Annotated in this window: 11 protein-coding genes; 6 read left to right on the forward strand and 5 right to left on the reverse strand. The window is 55.9% G+C overall.

The window, feature by feature from the left end:
* Positions 1–15 precede the first annotated feature (15 nt).
* Positions 16–2,304 (reverse strand): GumC family protein, encoded by a 2,289-nt coding sequence (locus CU102_RS02465; protein ID WP_106709345.1) that lies wholly within the window; start codon positions 2,302–2,304, stop codon positions 16–18.
* Positions 2,305–2,328: 24 nt separating this feature from the next.
* Positions 2,329–3,717, reverse strand: coding sequence for a polysaccharide biosynthesis/export family protein (locus tag CU102_RS02470; protein WP_166648285.1), 1,389 nt, complete (start codon positions 3,715–3,717; stop codon positions 2,329–2,331).
* Between the two features lie 349 nt (positions 3,718–4,066).
* Between CU102_RS02470 and asnB the strand changes: the two genes are divergently transcribed.
* From asnB to CU102_RS02500, 6 genes are read left to right on the forward strand one after another with little or no spacing between them, the layout of a single operon-like run.
* A complete protein-coding gene (asnB, locus tag CU102_RS02475; protein ID WP_106709347.1) occupies positions 4,067–6,016 on the forward strand; it encodes an asparagine synthase (glutamine-hydrolyzing) in 1,950 nt (649 codons plus the stop codon).
* A gap of 11 nt (positions 6,017–6,027) precedes the next feature.
* A complete protein-coding gene (locus CU102_RS02480; protein ID WP_106709348.1) occupies positions 6,028–6,297 on the forward strand; it encodes an acyl carrier protein in 270 nt (89 codons plus the stop codon).
* Between the two features lie 21 nt (positions 6,298–6,318).
* Positions 6,319–7,857, forward strand: coding sequence for a class I adenylate-forming enzyme family protein (locus CU102_RS02485; protein WP_106709349.1), 1,539 nt, complete (start codon positions 6,319–6,321; stop codon positions 7,855–7,857).
* Positions 7,857–8,870, forward strand: coding sequence for an NAD(+) synthase (gene nadE / locus CU102_RS02490; RefSeq protein ID WP_106709456.1), 1,014 nt, complete (start codon positions 7,857–7,859; stop codon positions 8,868–8,870). The genes CU102_RS02485 and nadE overlap by 1 nt, the downstream gene beginning before the upstream one ends.
* Before the next feature lie 21 nt (positions 8,871–8,891).
* Positions 8,892–9,935 (forward strand): glycosyl hydrolase, encoded by a 1,044-nt coding sequence (locus CU102_RS02495; RefSeq protein WP_106709350.1) that lies wholly within the window; start codon positions 8,892–8,894, stop codon positions 9,933–9,935.
* 12 nt (positions 9,936–9,947) lie between these two features.
* Positions 9,948–11,402 (forward strand): O-antigen ligase family protein, encoded by a 1,455-nt coding sequence (locus CU102_RS02500; RefSeq protein WP_106709351.1) that lies wholly within the window; start codon positions 9,948–9,950, stop codon positions 11,400–11,402.
* A gap of 24 nt (positions 11,403–11,426) precedes the next feature.
* Here the strand turns inward: CU102_RS02500 and CU102_RS02505 are convergent, their stop codons facing one another.
* From CU102_RS02505 to CU102_RS02515, 3 genes are read right to left on the reverse strand one after another with little or no spacing between them, the layout of a single operon-like run.
* Entirely contained in the window at positions 11,427–12,764 is a 1,338-nt protein-coding gene (locus CU102_RS02505; protein ID WP_106709352.1) for an HlyD family type I secretion periplasmic adaptor subunit, read from the reverse strand.
* 19 nt (positions 12,765–12,783) lie between these two features.
* Entirely contained in the window at positions 12,784–14,910 is a 2,127-nt protein-coding gene (locus CU102_RS02510) for a type I secretion system permease/ATPase (RefSeq protein ID WP_106709353.1), read from the reverse strand.
* A 32-nt stretch (positions 14,911–14,942) separates the two neighbouring features.
* Positions 14,943–16,991, reverse strand: a complete 2,049-nt coding sequence (locus tag CU102_RS02515) for a hypothetical protein (protein ID WP_106709354.1) — start codon at positions 16,989–16,991, stop codon at positions 14,943–14,945.
* Between the last annotated feature and the right edge of the window lie 67 nt (positions 16,992–17,058).

Consider the following 17,058-nt stretch of genomic DNA (forward strand, 5'->3'; position numbering starts at 1 on the left):
CTCCACCCTTACAAGCTAGTTGAACATTTTAGCATGCTGCTTTTTGATCCATCCCGGAGCAGGGGCCGTTGCCCTGCTGGTCCGGAGCGTGTTGAACACGACCCCAACAGAGTCTGTGTCGAGCCCTCCGCAGCTGGCGATTGCTGCGTTGAGGACATCAAGCGTCACCCGCTGCTGATCACCAACTGCCAGCACAACACAATCGACTATCGCGCTGACAATACGGGCATCGGCCGTCGACTTCAGATCAGGGAGGTCAAGAATGATGACATCGTGCTGTTCCCGGAGCCTGTCCAGATGCGCTTCGAGTGCCTGGAGGTTGAGGTATCGGTATGATTGATTTGAGCTGTGGGTAATCTCATCCACCCCCATCAAAGCGGGCGGGGTGATTACGGACACTGAAGGATAGGGCTCGTCGGATCGAGGTTCGGCTGCCTTGGCAACACCTTGATGGTTGTTGTCTTTGTCGGCTCCGAGGCGCCGGCTACGACCCTTGCCGATCGTCGGGACCACCTCTTCAGTCAGATGATGCATTGGCTGAGCAAGGGTTGCAAAAACGCGGCTCAATGTTGGGTTCGACGCACAGGCATCGATCAACATCGTTCGTGAACCGGTGGCGGCGTAGAGCTGGGCAAGATTGCTGGCTATCGTCGTCTTTCCCTCACCCGGCAACGCAGACGTGATGCCGATTACTCTTGCACCCTGGCGGCGCATTATGAGATCGAGCGACGCCTTGGTACTGCGAACGGCATCAGAAAAGGCTTCGTTTGGATGATCCATGACATAGTTCAGCAATTTGAACTGGTCTTGCGACGGAGATTTCGAGATCGCCCTAGCAGGGACATAAGGCAGTGTGCCAAGCCGGTTCAAACCGAGTTCCCGGCGCAACCGGCTATCCGTCTTGATCCTGCGGTCGCTCACTTCGCGCACTGCCGAAATTGCAAGGCCGGCAAGGCTGCCAAGTACAATTGAAAGCGCGAGAATAAGCGAACCCTTGGGCCATGACTTGCCGAGAGGGGTCGCAGCAGCCGAGACCAATCGCGAGTCGCCCACCGGAAAGGACTCCTGCTGCAAGGCCGATATCAGCTGCTGCATGACACTCTGGTACATCTGCCGATAGGTGGCGGCCCGGCTCTCCAACTCACCGAGCTGGACACGGGCCATGCCTTTGTTCAGACCCGACTGAATCGTGGCTTGCAACTGCTCGTTTACGTACTGTTCGCGGCGCTGGGCAGCTTCCAGGTTGGATCTGTAGACCTGGCCGATGCGAACCAGTTCCTGGCGCACCTCGCCTTTCAACCGCGCAATTTCCTCTTCTGCGGCCTGAACTGCGACGCCGCTATCGCCATAACGGCTTTTCAATTCTTGAAGCTGGGTTGAAGCCGCGTTCAGACGCTCACGAAGCGCCGTGATTTGCGTGCTGCGCAACGCCTCATCCACGTAACCATCGACCGGCGTTTCCGACTGCAAGAATCGCTCGATCATGGCGAGCTTGGCTTTTTCGGCGGCGGTGTCTGCTTTAGCCGCCGAAAGCTGCGTATTCGTTTCGGCGAGCTGTTGCTCATCGAGCGACGTAGCCCCGGCCTGCGAAATATGATTCTGATTGCGGAAATCCTCGACCGCCTGTGCCGACTCATTGGCTTGTTTGCTGATTTCGGCGAGACGCGCTTCGAGCCAGCCGGCGCCGCTCTTGGCGGCTGTTGATTTCGCCTCCAGACCGGCCTTGATATAGGCTTGCGCCGTGGCATTGGCTACAGACGCTGCTTTAACCGGATCCGTTGATGTATAGGCGACATCGAGAACATAAGACTGACCGACGCGCCAGACCCGCAGGCGTTCCAGAAATCCAGCGACAGTCTTGCGCATTGTCCACTCAGGTGCGATCGGCTCGGCCTCATCGTCGTGACGCCAAAACATAAGATAGGACAGTAATGACAGCCCTTCCTGCAGCTCTGGATCCTCGGTCAGATTAAGCTCTTCGATAACGCTCTTGGCCATGGCTTCGGACCGGATGATTTCCACCTGGCTTTCAACCTCGCCTGTTTCAATCACAATCGTTCCTGAAACGGCGTCCTGCGAGGCGATACGGGCCTGCTCGGGGTCGATCACAATACGCGCGGTGGCCGAGAATGTCGGCTCCGCAACCCAAAGGTACGCGATACCGAAGAGCGTAAATGCCATCGCCGAACCGGCAATCGTTTTCCAGTTGCGTACGAGGAACCCGACGATATCCCGCAGACCAATGAGGTTGGCTTCGGCCTGGGTGTCGTCCGACGAAACTTCAGTTTGCCTTTGTCTTTGCATGCACGTCTTCCAAAGCCCTATTGCTTATTGGGTGTTTTTATTTTGCTGCTCGCCGATGCTGGCTGCAGCAGGGATTGGCAAAGCGACGGCGACACCCTTTGTCGATTGTGAAGGGCTCGCCGGCGTGGCACTTGCTGTTGTCCTTCCAGAGAATTTCACGTTGAGTGATGCTCTCAACACATCCCCCGGGACAAGAACGGTATCTTCATCAGCTGCCATCTCAACGGGCAGCCCGTCCGTCTTTCTGACAATTGTAAATGCAAGATCCGGCTCCTGCTTTTCTCCCAGCTTCTGACCGGCAATGATAGACCCGGCTGCCACAAGCAGCCGTTGTGCAGTCTCCTGCCTCACCTTCAGCTGGTCCAGCGCTGCCTGAGCCGTCTGAAGTTCGGTAGAGGCGGTTGTCTGACGTTGGCTGATGAGGTTTTGCGAGTCCCGGCTGGCCTGGCTGATGTTCTGGCGCGCCCGCATGATCGCAGTCACCTGGTCAAGGCGGTCAGATTGCAATGCCGTGATGATGCGTTGCAGTTCCGACTGACGGGAAGTCGTTGCAATGCCGCGCTCCACGAGCGGCTTAACAGCCTCCAGCTCCTCGTCCATCAACTTGATCTGCTTTTCTTGTCCCGTAACCTTTTCCTGCAACACCTCGATCTCATCGGCGAAAAGCTTGCGCAATGCTTCGAGGTTTTCGAGCTGGCGATCCACCCCATTCGACTGGGCGGCAAAGACAGCACGCTCCTCGGCAAAGATTGCGTCGATGCTGGCGCTATCGGCCATCTCGGTCAAATTGTCAGGGAATTGTATTTCCTTTTCGCCAGCGACCTCTGCCTTCAAGCGGGCAATACGGGCAAGAGTACGCACCATCTCGCCGTGTACGGCTTGTAATTCTCCGAGATACTGAATCTGCTCGACTGTCCTGGCCTCTTCGCGCGGCCGGTAGCGCCCACCCGCAAGTGCAACGGCCTGCAGAACAGTTAGCCCCGGACGGAACCGATACTCTCCCGGCCGGTCAACATTGCCGACAAGAAACACTGGCGGATACTCGACGATTTGGACAGCGACGTTGGGCATGGCGACGAGACCGGTGGTCTTCTGGATGCGCTTTGCCACCTCTGTTGCCATGGTAGCAGTATCCATGGCCGAAACTTCGATGGTGCCGACCAGCGGCAAGAGCACGGTTCCCGATTCCGAGATCGCGTATTCGCCGTTCAATGCCGTCCATTCCCGGTATTCACCGCGCGAGGCAACCCATTCGACAACCGTCAACCTTACTCGCGTGTAGGGAGCAAGCCTATAGGCGTCGTCCGCCTGTGACGGCACAGGGAATACGGCGAACGCAAGTATTACGATCGCGGCAGTCAAAATGGTCCGAGCGATCAAACAGATCGACCCTGTAAACCTTAGCCCCATCATACTTTGCCCCACAACAATCGCCACCGAATCTGCCATCAATATTATAAGGCGCAGCACAGGTGACAATTAATCAAACATAGATTTACTGTAATGAATTCGGCGTATGAGAATCTGAATTTTCTTTTGATATCAAATATTGTGCGAGCAACTTAATCCTTTTTGATTATACCAGTGGAATCTCGTGCAAAAACCCAAGTTTTGAGCAATTGCTTTGCTTAAAAGTTACTCCTCTACCTAGTATTACCATGACGTTTAACTCCAATTATTTATTGACCCCTGAGGTCCATATTATACCCTTCTCCAAGGGTCTCTAAGTGGGCAAAAAGAATGGTTGGGGAGCATCGCGCAGATGTGTGGGATTGCGGGCTATTGCGGAGCGGTTAGCGTCTCTCAGGACGGCACGTCGCTGTTGCGCCAAATGATCCGGGCGATTGCTCACCGCGGGCCCGACGAGAACGGAACCTATGTAGCCGACGGCGCGGGGCTGGGCCATATGCGCCTGTCGATTGTTGGCCTGACCGATGGCCAGCAGCCGATGGAAAGCGCCAGCGGAAATCTGGTCATCAGCTACAACGGCGAAGTTTTCAACTATGTTGAACTTCGTGACGACCTGATTGCGCAGGGACACCGATTCCGCACCGGCAGTGACACCGAAGTCATCCTGCATCTCTACGAGGAGATGGGGCCGGACTGTGTCAAGAAACTCAACGGCGATTTCGCATTTGCTCTATGGGACAAGAAGCGGCGACGCATGATGCTTGCCCGCGACCGGATGGGCGTGCGGCCGCTGTTCTACACCTGGCACGAAGGCACGTTCTTCTTCGCTTCGGAAATCAAGGCGTTGCTGCGGGTTCCGGGCATGACCGCCGAAATCGATCCATATGCGCTTGACCAGATATTCACATTGTGGACACCCATTGCTCCACGCACGATGTTCAAGGGCATATCCGAGTTGCGGCCAGCTCACCTGATGATCGTCGAAGATCAACGGGTCAAGACGACTCCCTATTGGAATTTGGACTATCCGGATCGGGACTCAGTGAGTGCTGGACGTTCGGAAAGCGACGTCAGCGAGGAACTCAGACACCTCCTGACCGATGCAACGCGCATTCGCCTCAGGGCTGACGTTCCCGTCGGGTCTTACCTTTCGGGCGGATTGGATTCATCAGTTGTATCGGCGATTGCTGCGCGCATTGTCCCAGACCAGCTGCGGACCTTCTCCATTGGCTTCGATACGGTGGAGCATGACGAGACAGCCTTCCAGATGCAGATGGTAGAGGCACTCGGCACCAGGCATTCCTCGCTGTCCTGCAGCAAGAGCGATATAGCCACCATATTTCCGGCGGTCGTCGAGCATACGGAGCGGCCAATTCTCCGGACGGCACCGGCACCGCTTTATCTTCTTTCGCATCTTGCCCATAGCGAAGGCTACAAGGTCGTCCTGACAGGCGAAGGCGCTGACGAAGTTTTCGCGGGCTACGATATTTTCCGCGAAGCCAAGGTCAGGCGGTTTTGCGCGCGCCAACCTCAGTCGCGCATCCGCCCGCATCTATTCCGCAAGCTCTACCCCTATCTGCCGGGTTTGAAGCAACAGACGCCCGAGTATCTGGCGGCATTCTTCGGTGCAGGCGTCGATGGCCTCGACGATCCGCTACATTCGCATCGCCCACGCTTCCGTGGAACCGCTGCGACGAAGATGTTTTTCTCCCCGGAACTGCGCGATGCTCTGAAGGGCTACGATGCGACAGAGGATCTCGCATCGGGGCTGCCAAAGGATTATGCGCGCTGGCATCCTCTGCATCAGGCGCAATATCTGGAGACCTCTCTCCTGCTGCCAGGCTACATTCTTTGCTGCCAGAGCGACCGAATGGCCATGGCTCATGGCCTTGAGGGCCGTTTCCCCTTCCTTGATCATCGCCTCGTCGAATTTGCTTCCCGGGTGCCGGTCGGCATGAAGCTCAAAGGACTAGGCGAAAAACACATTCTCAAACAGGCAACGCGAGATTTGGTGCCGGCGTCGATCACGGCGCGTCAGAAGCAGCCTTACCGCGCTCCGGACAGCCAGTCTTTCACGGCTGACGGACTGCCTGACTACGTGCGGGAGCACATGGGATCAGACGCCATAGCTGATACCGGACTGTTCAATGCGCCTGCCGTGGCGAAATTGCTGGAAAAATGCACGCGCAATGCTCCCACGGGATATCGAGACGATTCTGCGTTTGTCGGCATTCTTTCCACGCAATTATGGCACCAGAAATTCACAAATCAGACAAACCGGCAAACGGTTGCAGCGGCTTGAAAGGAACGGACATGACTTCGGGTATCAAGGCACAAATCAGAAACTTCATTGTTGAAAACTACCTATTTGGCGACACCAGCCATCCACTCGAGGATGACACTTCGCTGATCGAAACAGACATCATCGACTCAACCGGCGTTCTCGAACTGGTCACTTACCTGGAAGACACTTTCCAGATCAGCATCCAGGACGCCGAGATTGTCCCGGCCAACCTCGATTCGATCACCAGCATCAGCGCCTTTGTCGCAACCAAGGCTGTTCCTCAAAAATCGGTCGCCTGATCGGGAAAGTCGAGTTTTGTCATGCGTGTCGAGGAAATTCTGCGTCAGAATGCGAGACGGTTGAGCGACAAAACGGTCCTCGTCGCAGGTGGCGAGCGACTGACCTATGCCGAGCTCGATGATCTATCCGACCGGCTGGCAGCCGCATTGTGGTCGCAGGGCGTCACACGCGGTGATCGCGTGCTCGTTTTCATGAACAATTGCTGGGAAGCGACGGTTGCGATCTATGCAATCCTGAAAGCCGGTGCGGTGTTCAGCCCGATCAATGCGTCAACAAAGGCCGACAAGCTCGCTTACATCATCGAGAATTGCCGGGCGCGGGCAATCATTGCGCAAGAAAAGCTCGCGCCTGTCGCTGTCGAGGCAATGGGTGACAGAACATCTTGCGATCTCATCGTCACGACGAAGAACGAAACGCTCGCAGCTCCCTATGCCCGTTCGTTCGACAGCCTGCTGCAAGTCGAGCCCATGCCCGTTCCGCATGGCGGCATCGACGTTGATCTCGCCATGCTGATCTATACGTCGGGCTCTACCGGACGTCCGAAGGGCGTGATGATGAACCACCGCAATATCGAAGCTGCAGCAACTTCCATCACGACATACGTGCAAAACGTCGAGGATGACATCATTCTCAATGTGCTGCCGCTGGCGTTCGACTATGGCCTTTACCAGTTGTTCATGACAATCCGCACCGGGGCAACTCTGGTTCTGGAAACCTCTTTCAGTTTCCCGCAAGCCATCTTCGATGTTATGCGGCGTGAGCACGTCACGGGATTTCCGCTGGTACCGACAATGGCGGCGCTGATCCTGCAGATGCGCGACATCGAACCGGGATTCCTGCCGGATCTGCGCTATATCACCAATACGGCCGCCGCACTGCCCCCAGCACACATCGCCCGGCTGCGCGAACTGTTTCCGGGCGTCCGGCTTTATTCGATGTATGGCCTGACCGAATGCAAGCGCTGTACCTATCTGCCTCCCCAGCAACTTGATCATCGCCCTGGCTCCGTCGGGATCGCCATTCCGAACACGGAGACCTTCGTGGTCGACGACGAGGGCAAAGCGGTAGCGCCTGGGGTCGTCGGCGAACTGGTCATCCGCGGCCCGCATGTCATGCAGGGCTATTGGGAAAATGACGAGGCCACGGCCCGTATGCTTCGTCCCGGTCTCAATCCATGGGAGAAAGTTCTCTATACGGGCGATCTGTTCTCCATGGACGGCGATGGCTATCTCTACTTCGTCGGCCGCAAGGATGACATCATCAAGACACGCGGCGAAAAGGTAGCACCGAAGGAAGTCGAGACGGTATTGCACTCCCATCCCGGCATTGCCGAAGCTGTAGTCATTGGCATTCCGGATCCTGTGCTGGGCCAAGCCATTCGCGCTATCGTGGTGTTGAGCGACCCGTCGCTGACGGATCGCGAGATCATACGCCACTGCTCAAAGAACCTTGAAGATTTCATGGTGCCAAAATCCGTTGAATTTCGAACGAGCTTGCCCAAGACGGACACCGGCAAGGTGAGCCGCAGATTGGCCGCAGAGCCACAGGAGTCTCTATGATGAACGACCAGACAATCCGGACGATCGCTTCTGCATCGCCACTATCACTTGAGATCGACGTCGAGGCGGAGACGACGCGGATCGTCAATGCGATGCGCGAACAGTTGCGGCATACGCTGCGCAAGCGCGGGCTCGTGCTTGGGCTGTCGGGCGGCGTCGATTCAAGCGTATGCGCAGCACTCGCCGCCCGTGCAGTCGGCGCACAGAACGTGCTCTGCCTGTTCATGCCCGAAAACGACTCCGACCCTGAAAGCCTACGGCTCGGCAAACTTGTGGCGGATACGTTTGGACTGGCAAGCGTCATTGAAGATATTGGCGCGTCGCTCGAAGTCATGGGATGCTATGCGCGGCGCGATGCATTCATCAAGGAGATTGAGCCAGAATTCGGCCCGGGCTGGGCCTCGAAAATCGTTATTGCCAACGCCCTGGCGAGTGACGGTTACAATATCTCATCCCTCGTCTTGCAGCGGCCGGACGGGAGTACCGAAAAGTTGCGTATGCCGAGTTCCGTCTATCTCGGAATTGTTGCCGCAACCAACATGAAGCAGCGTACACGCAAACAGATCGAGTATTATCACGCAGATCGCATGAACTATGCGGTGATTGGCACGCCAAACCTCCTGGAATACGATCAGGGGTTCTTCGTGAAGAACGGTGACGGCGCAGCGGATCTGAAGCCTATTGCCCATCTCTATAAGTCTCAGGTCTACCAGTTGGCTGCCCATCTTGGCGTACCGGCCGAAATTCGCGCCCGGCCGCCCACGACCGATACCTATCAGCTGGCTCAGACCCAGGAAGAGTTCTATTTCGCCCTCCCCTACGCCCAGATGGACCAATGCCTGCACGGATTGAACGAGGGCATTCCGGCCGCCACGGTGGCGCTCGCCGCTTCACTGACAGAGGAGCAGGTGCTCAGAGTCTGGCGGGATATCAAGGCAAAGCGCAAAGCAACACGCTATCTCCATCTCGGTCCGCAACTGGTCACGCCAATCGCCGATTTTCACGGCGAATAGGCAGAGAAGTGGGGCAAGACCATGAAAAAGTTACTGCTTTCGCGTCTTAGCGCTATCATCATGGTTGCAGCGGCGTTTCTGCCGCTGCCCCCCGCCTCCGCAGGGTCGTCCGAATTCACATGGGGTATCAACGGACATCCGCTTGCCTCGTATCATGGCGTATCCGAGGAGCAGCAAGTCGCCTACCTCAAGGAACTCGGCCTGAAGTCTTACCGCGTTGATGTTCAAAAGCTTGATCAGCTCGAAGAGCTCGATCGTCTCGTCAGTATGGCTACCGACAGCGGAATCACGATCCTGCCGGTTCTCACGCCAGCGCTTGATCTGAAAGAAGCATCCACGGAAACGATCTATACTACGTCCCGCGCATTGGCTTTCGTGACCGCATCGCATCTCAAAGACAGGATCAAGGTTTGGGAACTTGGCAACGAGCTTGAAAACTTTGCCATCATCCAGCCGTGCGAAATGCGTGACGATGGTACGCTATATCCTTGCGAGTGGGGCCCGGCGGGCGGACTTGATCCTCTCGATTATTATGGTCCACGCTGGGACAAGGTGCGGGCCGTGCTGCGGGGCCTCTCGGATGGATTGACGGCTGCTGGGGGACAATTCCGCACGGCAATGGGTACCGCCGGCTGGGGTCATATGGGTGCCTTTCAACGCATGCAGCAGGACAACATCAAGTGGGATATTTCCGTCTGGCACTTCTATGGCGAAGATCCGGAATGGGCGCTCAAGGCGTTGGCCAAGTTTGGCAAGCCGATATGGATCACCGAATTCAACCACCCCAAAGGCAGCACCGATGGCGAAGACGCCCAGGCGGCCGGCTTGAAAAAGGCTATGAAGCGAATCCAGGAGCTGCGCACAACGTACCCAATCGAGGCCGCGCATATTTACGAACTGATGGACGAAACATATTGGGCGCCGGATTTCGAGGCTTATATGGGCTTGATCCATCTCGACAGCGATGGCGCCGGCGGCTGGCGTCCCGGAGGACCGAAACCCGCCTATAATGTCGTGCGAGATGTCATCCGCAGAGAGCACCTGGTCGGGAGCGAAAGCCAATGATGCGGATCAAATATGGCAACTAACGTCTTCGGTGTCCTGGTCATACTCTTCGGCCTTGTGATCCAGTTCGTGCATCACAAGTACGCTATTTATGGCATGCTTGCGCTGACACTCTTCGGAGCAGCAGCCGCTGTGACATTGCCAGCAATGGGTGGCGCCTCCATCCTGGTTGCAAACGTCTTCATGGTCTTTTTTGCGCTGCGGATTATGCGAATAACAGGATTTGCGCCTGCGGTAAGCAGCCTGCTCTATCCGAGCACCGGCTTCTGGCTATTGCTCCTGATCGTCTACGGCTTGGTGGCGACTGTTTTCTTCCCGCGGCTGATGGCTGGCATGACCGAAACCATGGTCGTGCAACGCCTTCCCGGCGGTCTAAGCCGCATCAGCCTTAACCCCCTGGGCTTTTCCGGCACGCACGTCACACAGACGGTCTATGCGTTGGGCAGCGTCATGTGTTTTGCAGCCTCCTTTGCCTTCTTCCGGATGCGGAGCGCCTATCAGTATTTTCTCGGTGCCTTTTTCCTGCTTTGCTGGTTGAACGTCATTTTTGCCGTGCTGGACCTTGTTACCTTTGCGACCGGAACGGCTGACCTGATGGATTTCATTCACACGGCGAATTATTCGTTGATGACCGGGGTTGAAATGGGCGGCCTCAAGCGTATCTCAGGGACGTTTCCCGAATCGTCGGCATTTGCCAGCTTCACCCTCATCCTTTTTGCCATTGCGGCCAGTCTCTATCTCGACAATGTCCGGCCGTTCCTGTCAGGGTTCTTTGCCCTCGCCTTCCTGATCCTACTGGCATTGTCGACGTCGGGCACCGCATATGTCGGGCTCGTCATTGTTCTGGCCCTGCTGATGCTCCAATCCGTAGCGCCGGTCATGCATGGCGGACGAATGCGCAAGCCGCTCTTGATTTATGCTGGCAGCCTGTCTGTGCTCGCCATCGTTCTGCTTGTCGCGGTACTTTCGCCTGAGTTTGTGGAAGCAATTGCAACCTTCTTCGACGAGAGCCTGTTCGGAAAGCTGTCGAGCGACTCGGGCCGCGAACGCGGTCATTGGAACGAAGTTGCCTGGACCAATTTCATCGACAGTTTCGGTCTAGGCGTCGGTATCGGCGGCGCGCGCGCTTCCAGCTATATCTTCGTTCTGCTTTCGAATGTCGGGCTCCCGGGCGCAATATGTTTCGCCCTTTTCGTTCTATCCACGCTCTTCCGGCGGACCGTTCCGCAGGCCAGTTCACAGGATCATTTCATTATTCGCGCCATCCGATGCGGCATGACAGCCAGCCTGATCGCCGCGATCCTGGTCGCCACAGTCTTTGATCTCGGAATGCTGTTCTATGTGCTTGCCGGGGGAGCAGCTGTGGCTGTTTTCCCATCCGTTCGCCGTGCACCGGCAGCATCAAAGGACGGGCAGGCTGGTCCCGCTCAGAAGCCGCTACATCACGCGGGCCGACTTGTTGGCTAACCCCGAATTCCTGAACTTTTTCTCTTATTGTTCCCTGAACGCCCGCGACATACTGTCGAGGACCGGTTTGGCAAGGTATTCGAAAAATGTACGTTCATGAGTCTGGATGAGAATATCAGCCGGCATGCCTGGCGTTGGTGTGAAGCCGTGGATACGGGCGAGCTGTTCGGCGGGAATGCTGACACGAGCCAGATAAATCTCCTGCTTCACATCAGTCGTCGTATCCGTCATCGCATCGGCTGAGACGTAATCGACCCGGCCATTGATCACGGGTGTTGTCCTCTGGTTAAGAGCGCTCAAGCGCACATGGGCTTCCTGTCCCTCTTTCACTTCGTCTATCTGCATACGCGGGATCTGTGCTTCGATGATCAAGGGGACGCCCGTAGGCAGAATTTCAATGATTGGCTTGCCGGTTTCGATAACACCGCCCGCTGTATGGTAATGCATTCTCACAACAGTACCGGATACCGGGGCCTTCACTACCGTGCGGGTAAGAACACTGTCAGCCTGCCGAATTTGTTCGCGAATGGCGTCAAGTTCGGCTTCGGCACTTTGTATTTCATCAAGCGCGGCTTGTTTTTCGGTGTCCTTGGTTTGGATTATTTCCTTTTGAAATTTTTCAATCTGAGCATTCACTTCCATGATTTCGGCCTCGAGGCGGGATATCGTTCCCTCGCCGTCTGCAACCGCACGCTCAAGGACGCTGACTTCGGAACGGGCCATAAGGCCTTTTTTGTAAAGGGAATATTTCGCCTGGTATTCATCCTTCAACAGGCCAACTTGTGTCCGAGTTGCGGCGATCTGGGCGTTGCGTCCAATGCGGCGGAACTCCAGCGCCGAGATATTGCGCTGCATCATCTGTAGCTCGTTGGCATATTTTGCGTGAGCTGCCTCGAAATTGTCGCTCTGACTGTCATTCACAGCCCGTATTTCGGGATTGGCCAAATTGTCCAGAATGATCTGTGGCGGCTGATACCGGTCATCGCCGCGAACGACTGCGTGTAGCCGTGCCAGGATTGCTTCGAGACGCGCCTGACGAAAGAACAATTGCTGCGAGTTTGCGCGGGCGGCTGTCTCGTCAAGCCGGACCAGTTGGTCGCCCTCGGCAACGCGATCCCCTTCGCGCACGAGAAGCTCCTTGATAATTCCCCCCTCGAGATGCTGAACGACCTTGTTCTGGCCAGTAGCAACGAAGCTGCCTGGAGCGATTACGGCTGCAGCCAGAGGCGCCGTCGCAGCCCAAGTTCCAAATCCACCAAAGCAGACAACAACCATCACCAAGCCGAATTTGGTGTAGGGCTTTATTGAACGTGGAACGCCCTCATACCAATCCAGATCATTCAATGCACTTGTGGTGGCCATACTCGTGCCTCTTCCGCAATTATTCGGCAGCGCTAATGCTCGGTACCGAACCTGGTTGTTTGTTTTTCTTGAGTGCTTCCATGACAGTCGCGCGCGTGCCGAACATGGTAACGCTGCCGTTGTTCAGGACCATGATCTTGTCGACACAGTTTAGCAGTGCAGGACGCTGTGTGATTGTGACCACGGTGATCTTGTGCTTCTTTGCATGAAATAGCGCCTTGGTCAGAGCAGCATCGCCCTGAGAGTCAAGGTTTGAATTCGGCTCATCCAGCACAACAAGTTTTGGGTTTCCGAAAAACGCGCGGGCAAGCGCTATCCGCTGTTTCTGTCCGCCCGATAGCGGGGCACCATCAGCTGCGACCATCGTCTCATAGCCTTGAGCAAAGCTCGAAATCAGCTCGTGCACGTCGGCAAGCATTGCAGCATCGAAGATTGATTGGTCGCTGGCATCCTCGCGCATGCGGGCGATGTTGGCCTTGATGGATCCCGGAAAGAGCTGCACATCCTGAGGGAGGTAGCCAATATTCTCGCCGAACTGCCGCTGATCCCAGTTGCGCAGATCCATCAGGTCCAATCTGACACCTCCTGACGTTGGCAGAATGGATCCGACGAGCATCTTGCCGAGAGTGGTTTTGCCGGCTCCGGAATTGCCGATGATGGCCATGGATTCGCCTGGCATTAGCGTGAAGGAAATGCCGTTCAAAATGACCTTCTTGTTGGGAGGCGGAACGTAGAGGATACGTTCGACGTCGAGGCGGCCCTGCGGATCCGGCAATCTCAACCGTTCAAAGTTAAGAGGCGAGTTCTGCAAGAGATTGCGAATCCGGCCAAAGGCGGAGCGGAATTGTATAAAATTGTTCCACCCTTCGATCGCGCCTTCAATTGGTGCCAAGGCGCGGCCAGCAATGATCGATGCGGCGATCACCATACCACCCGTTATCTGTCCATCGATGGCCAGATGGGCACCCCACCCCAGCATTGCTACCTGCGTCAACAAGCGCGAACATTTCGATATGGTTGCGAAGACGATGTTGCGATCTTGCGCCTTGACCTGCGATCGCAACGAGCCGGCCATGTCCCGTCCCCAGATGCGCACAGCCTCAGGGATCATGGCCAGCGCATTGATAATCTGTGAGTTCCTCGACATAGAGTCGAGGTGCAGCATGGCGCGGCTTTGGAAGGTAGTCGCATCGGCAAAGGACGCTGCCGTCGCGCGCTGGTTCATGACCGCGACAACTAACAGAAGCACCGCAGAAACAACCACGATATAGCCGAGATGCGGATGAACAAGGAACACCGCAAGTACGAAAAGCGGAGCGATCGGTGCATCGAAAAACGAGAGCAAGGTACTAGAGGTGAGGAATGAGCGCAGTTGCTGCAGATCGCCAAGCACCTGATAGTCCTTACCGTTGCCGTGAAGGGATGCACGCGCTGCGGCGCTCAAGATGGGAGCACCCAACTGGACTGCCACCTCGACAGCCGTCCGCATCATGATAAAGCGCCGTATCGCGTCAAGTATTACCTGAACGATAACGGCGCCCACGATGACAATCGTCAGCATCACAAGCGTGTCTGTCGACCGGCTCGTGAGAACGCGGTCGGATATCTGGAACAGATAGATGGGAATGGCAAGAACCAGGACATTCAGGAATATTGTGAACCCCATGGCGATAATGAGATTCCGGCGCACGGCATTGACGCCGTTTTTGAAGCTCTCGCTAAAATTGATGGTGGTCGAGCGCTTATGAAAACTGCCGCCATTACCGCCATTGCCAACGATGTTCTGATCGTTTCCGGAGCCGTTCCCACCGGAACTGACAGCCCGCGCCTGCACAGGGCCACGATCACCTTCGATAACTTTGCCGACTTCCGCGCTGGCCGGAATTGCGGATATCAACCGTTCGGAATTCGGCGCGGTCTCGGCGACAGGGGCTTCAACTTCCGTTATCGGCTCATCGTCAATTTCCTGCGGTGTGGCCTCCACGCGTTGCATCGACTCGGTTTCCTCGCGTGAGATCCTGGAAATCGCGCTTTCCATCTCCGCCAACAATTCATCCAACTGAATTCGCTCGGGCTCCCGCCCCGCCATAGCCCGCCGCGAGTTCTGGGAGATGACCCGCAAGTCAGCCTGCTCATCATATTTCATGCTTCCCGCGCTCCTCGCGCATTCTTCTTTTTCTATGCGAGAACTGTCTGCATGACATCGACCGACTGGCACGTGTCTGGGACGTGAACGGGCGGAGCGTGATCATCATTGCATGGTGAATCTGCTTCGTTTTCGAGGAATGCCACGACTTCGTTGGCGAGTTGCTGACCTTGACCGGTAGCCTGACCAGTATCCGGCAGCACACAGATAATGTCAGCCTGGATCAGAATAGCATCGGAGTAGACACCACCACCAACATAGGAAGTCCCTCCGCCCCCCGGATCGCTGTCGGCAATCGAGGCAATATTGATCAAGGTATTCGAGCCGGTGCTGATATCCCATACTGTTTCCGAAGAGGCGGTCAAAAGTGCACCTTCGTAATGCGCGACATAGTCCGCATCGCCGAGAATGTTGGTCTGTTCGATATAGTTCACGTCGTAGACACTACCGGAGATGTAAAGAACCCTCAGGCCCTCGATACCTTGTAGAGCCTGGTCGCCGTGGAAACCGGCGGGCATACCAAAGCTGCCATTTGACAGCCCGTTCATGGCCTGAAGGTAGTGTTCGGGAAGCCCTGTGACCCAGTTGGTTGGGCTGCCGCTTTGAATGCTCGCTTCGTTCCACAGCAAGTTGTCGCTCGTCGACAGTTCGCCGTCATATGCCCCGGCAGCGCCACCCGTTGTGAAGGTATCATTGTCAAACAGGATGTTGGTCTGGAAGATGAAGTTGCCGTTGTACATGCTTCCGCCAATCATGACGAGATCGTAGGAATTGCACAGTTCGGCGAATGACGCCGAGTTGAACATCATATTCCCACCCGTCACGATTGTCGTATAGGAGCCAGTGGCCGAGAGGACATGGGCATCGTTGTCGGAGAGGAAACTGTACTGGGAAACCCAGTTCATCTGAATCAGATCGCCATTGAAAACAGTAATTTGCCAGGCTTGCGGGAATACTGGCGCATCGTCAGACGGACCATCTGACAGACTATCGTCAGCTTGCAGCAAGAAATTTGCGACGTTCATCGCATTCGTTGACGGCTGGCCGAGAGACTGCTGCGCCCCGAAACCGTTCTCGAATGTATCGTTGTCACTATAGGCGTTGGTCTGGATTATCGCATCAATGCGATAATAACTGCCGGTCACTGCAAAATGCGCGCCAACGGAGTCGAGACTGGTCAAGACAACCTCATTGATCATGAGATTGCAGCCAGCCTGAACTTCAACCGATCCGACAATTTCGGCGCCGTTTATGACGACGGATTGGGTCGTTGTCACCGTCGCCGGCGAATCGTTTTGGTCGGTGTGTTTGAGTTGCTCCGGGATATAGTCGTCAAGCTTCGGGGCTTCGTTTGTTACAGCGCCGTTGACGTAGAGACCTGCCGGTGCGGTGACGACGGACACACCCGGTGTTGTTGCGAGCGGGCCGTCCGCTGCCGCCTGGATGTTTGCCGATTGATTGGCAAAGAATTGCGCCAACTCGGCGCTGGTTCCAGGTATGGAATCTTGAGTAAACGGCTCCGAAATCGAGAGTGCGCTCTCCGATAAGCTGTTGAAAGCGGCCTCGTCGGCAAAATCCATGCTTACGGGCGCATGATTGCCCATGATGACAACATCGTTGTCTTCCATGTGGTTGGTTTGCTTGAGTGCAAGCGATGTCTCCGATGGGCCAGGTCCGAAATTCGGAATTACCTGACCTGAAGTATGAAAGCCCGAATCTGAGGTTGAAATTGAGTTTGAGTCGGCGGAGCCAGATGTATGCAGCTTCACCACGGGCTGATGCAGTCTTGGCGCCGAGATGTCCAGTTCAATGGGATCAAAGTTCACCCAAGGCATCACCACCTCTCCAACCAGAGACCACGGTGAAGGAACGTAGTTCAAATTGGGTTGGAATGATCCAAGATCCAGCCTTTGGCCCGGATCCGTTTGAATTGTCAGGATGTCATTGAGATGCGGTTCGCTATCTGGCGCCGCTTCGAACTCACGGTATTCGACCCGCGCCCTCGCTGCCTCGATTGATGTGTGAAAATAGCCCACGAAGTGCGCGATGGATTCTGATATCTGACCACCAAATCCGAGCATTTCGATTCTCCCACCGATTAGCTGGCAATCTGCAACACCTCGGACAAGCGGTCTGCGCATATGCTGC

This window comes from Phyllobacterium brassicacearum (genome assembly GCF_003010955.1).
GTDB classification, from domain to species: domain Bacteria; phylum Pseudomonadota; class Alphaproteobacteria; order Rhizobiales; family Rhizobiaceae; genus Phyllobacterium; species Phyllobacterium brassicacearum.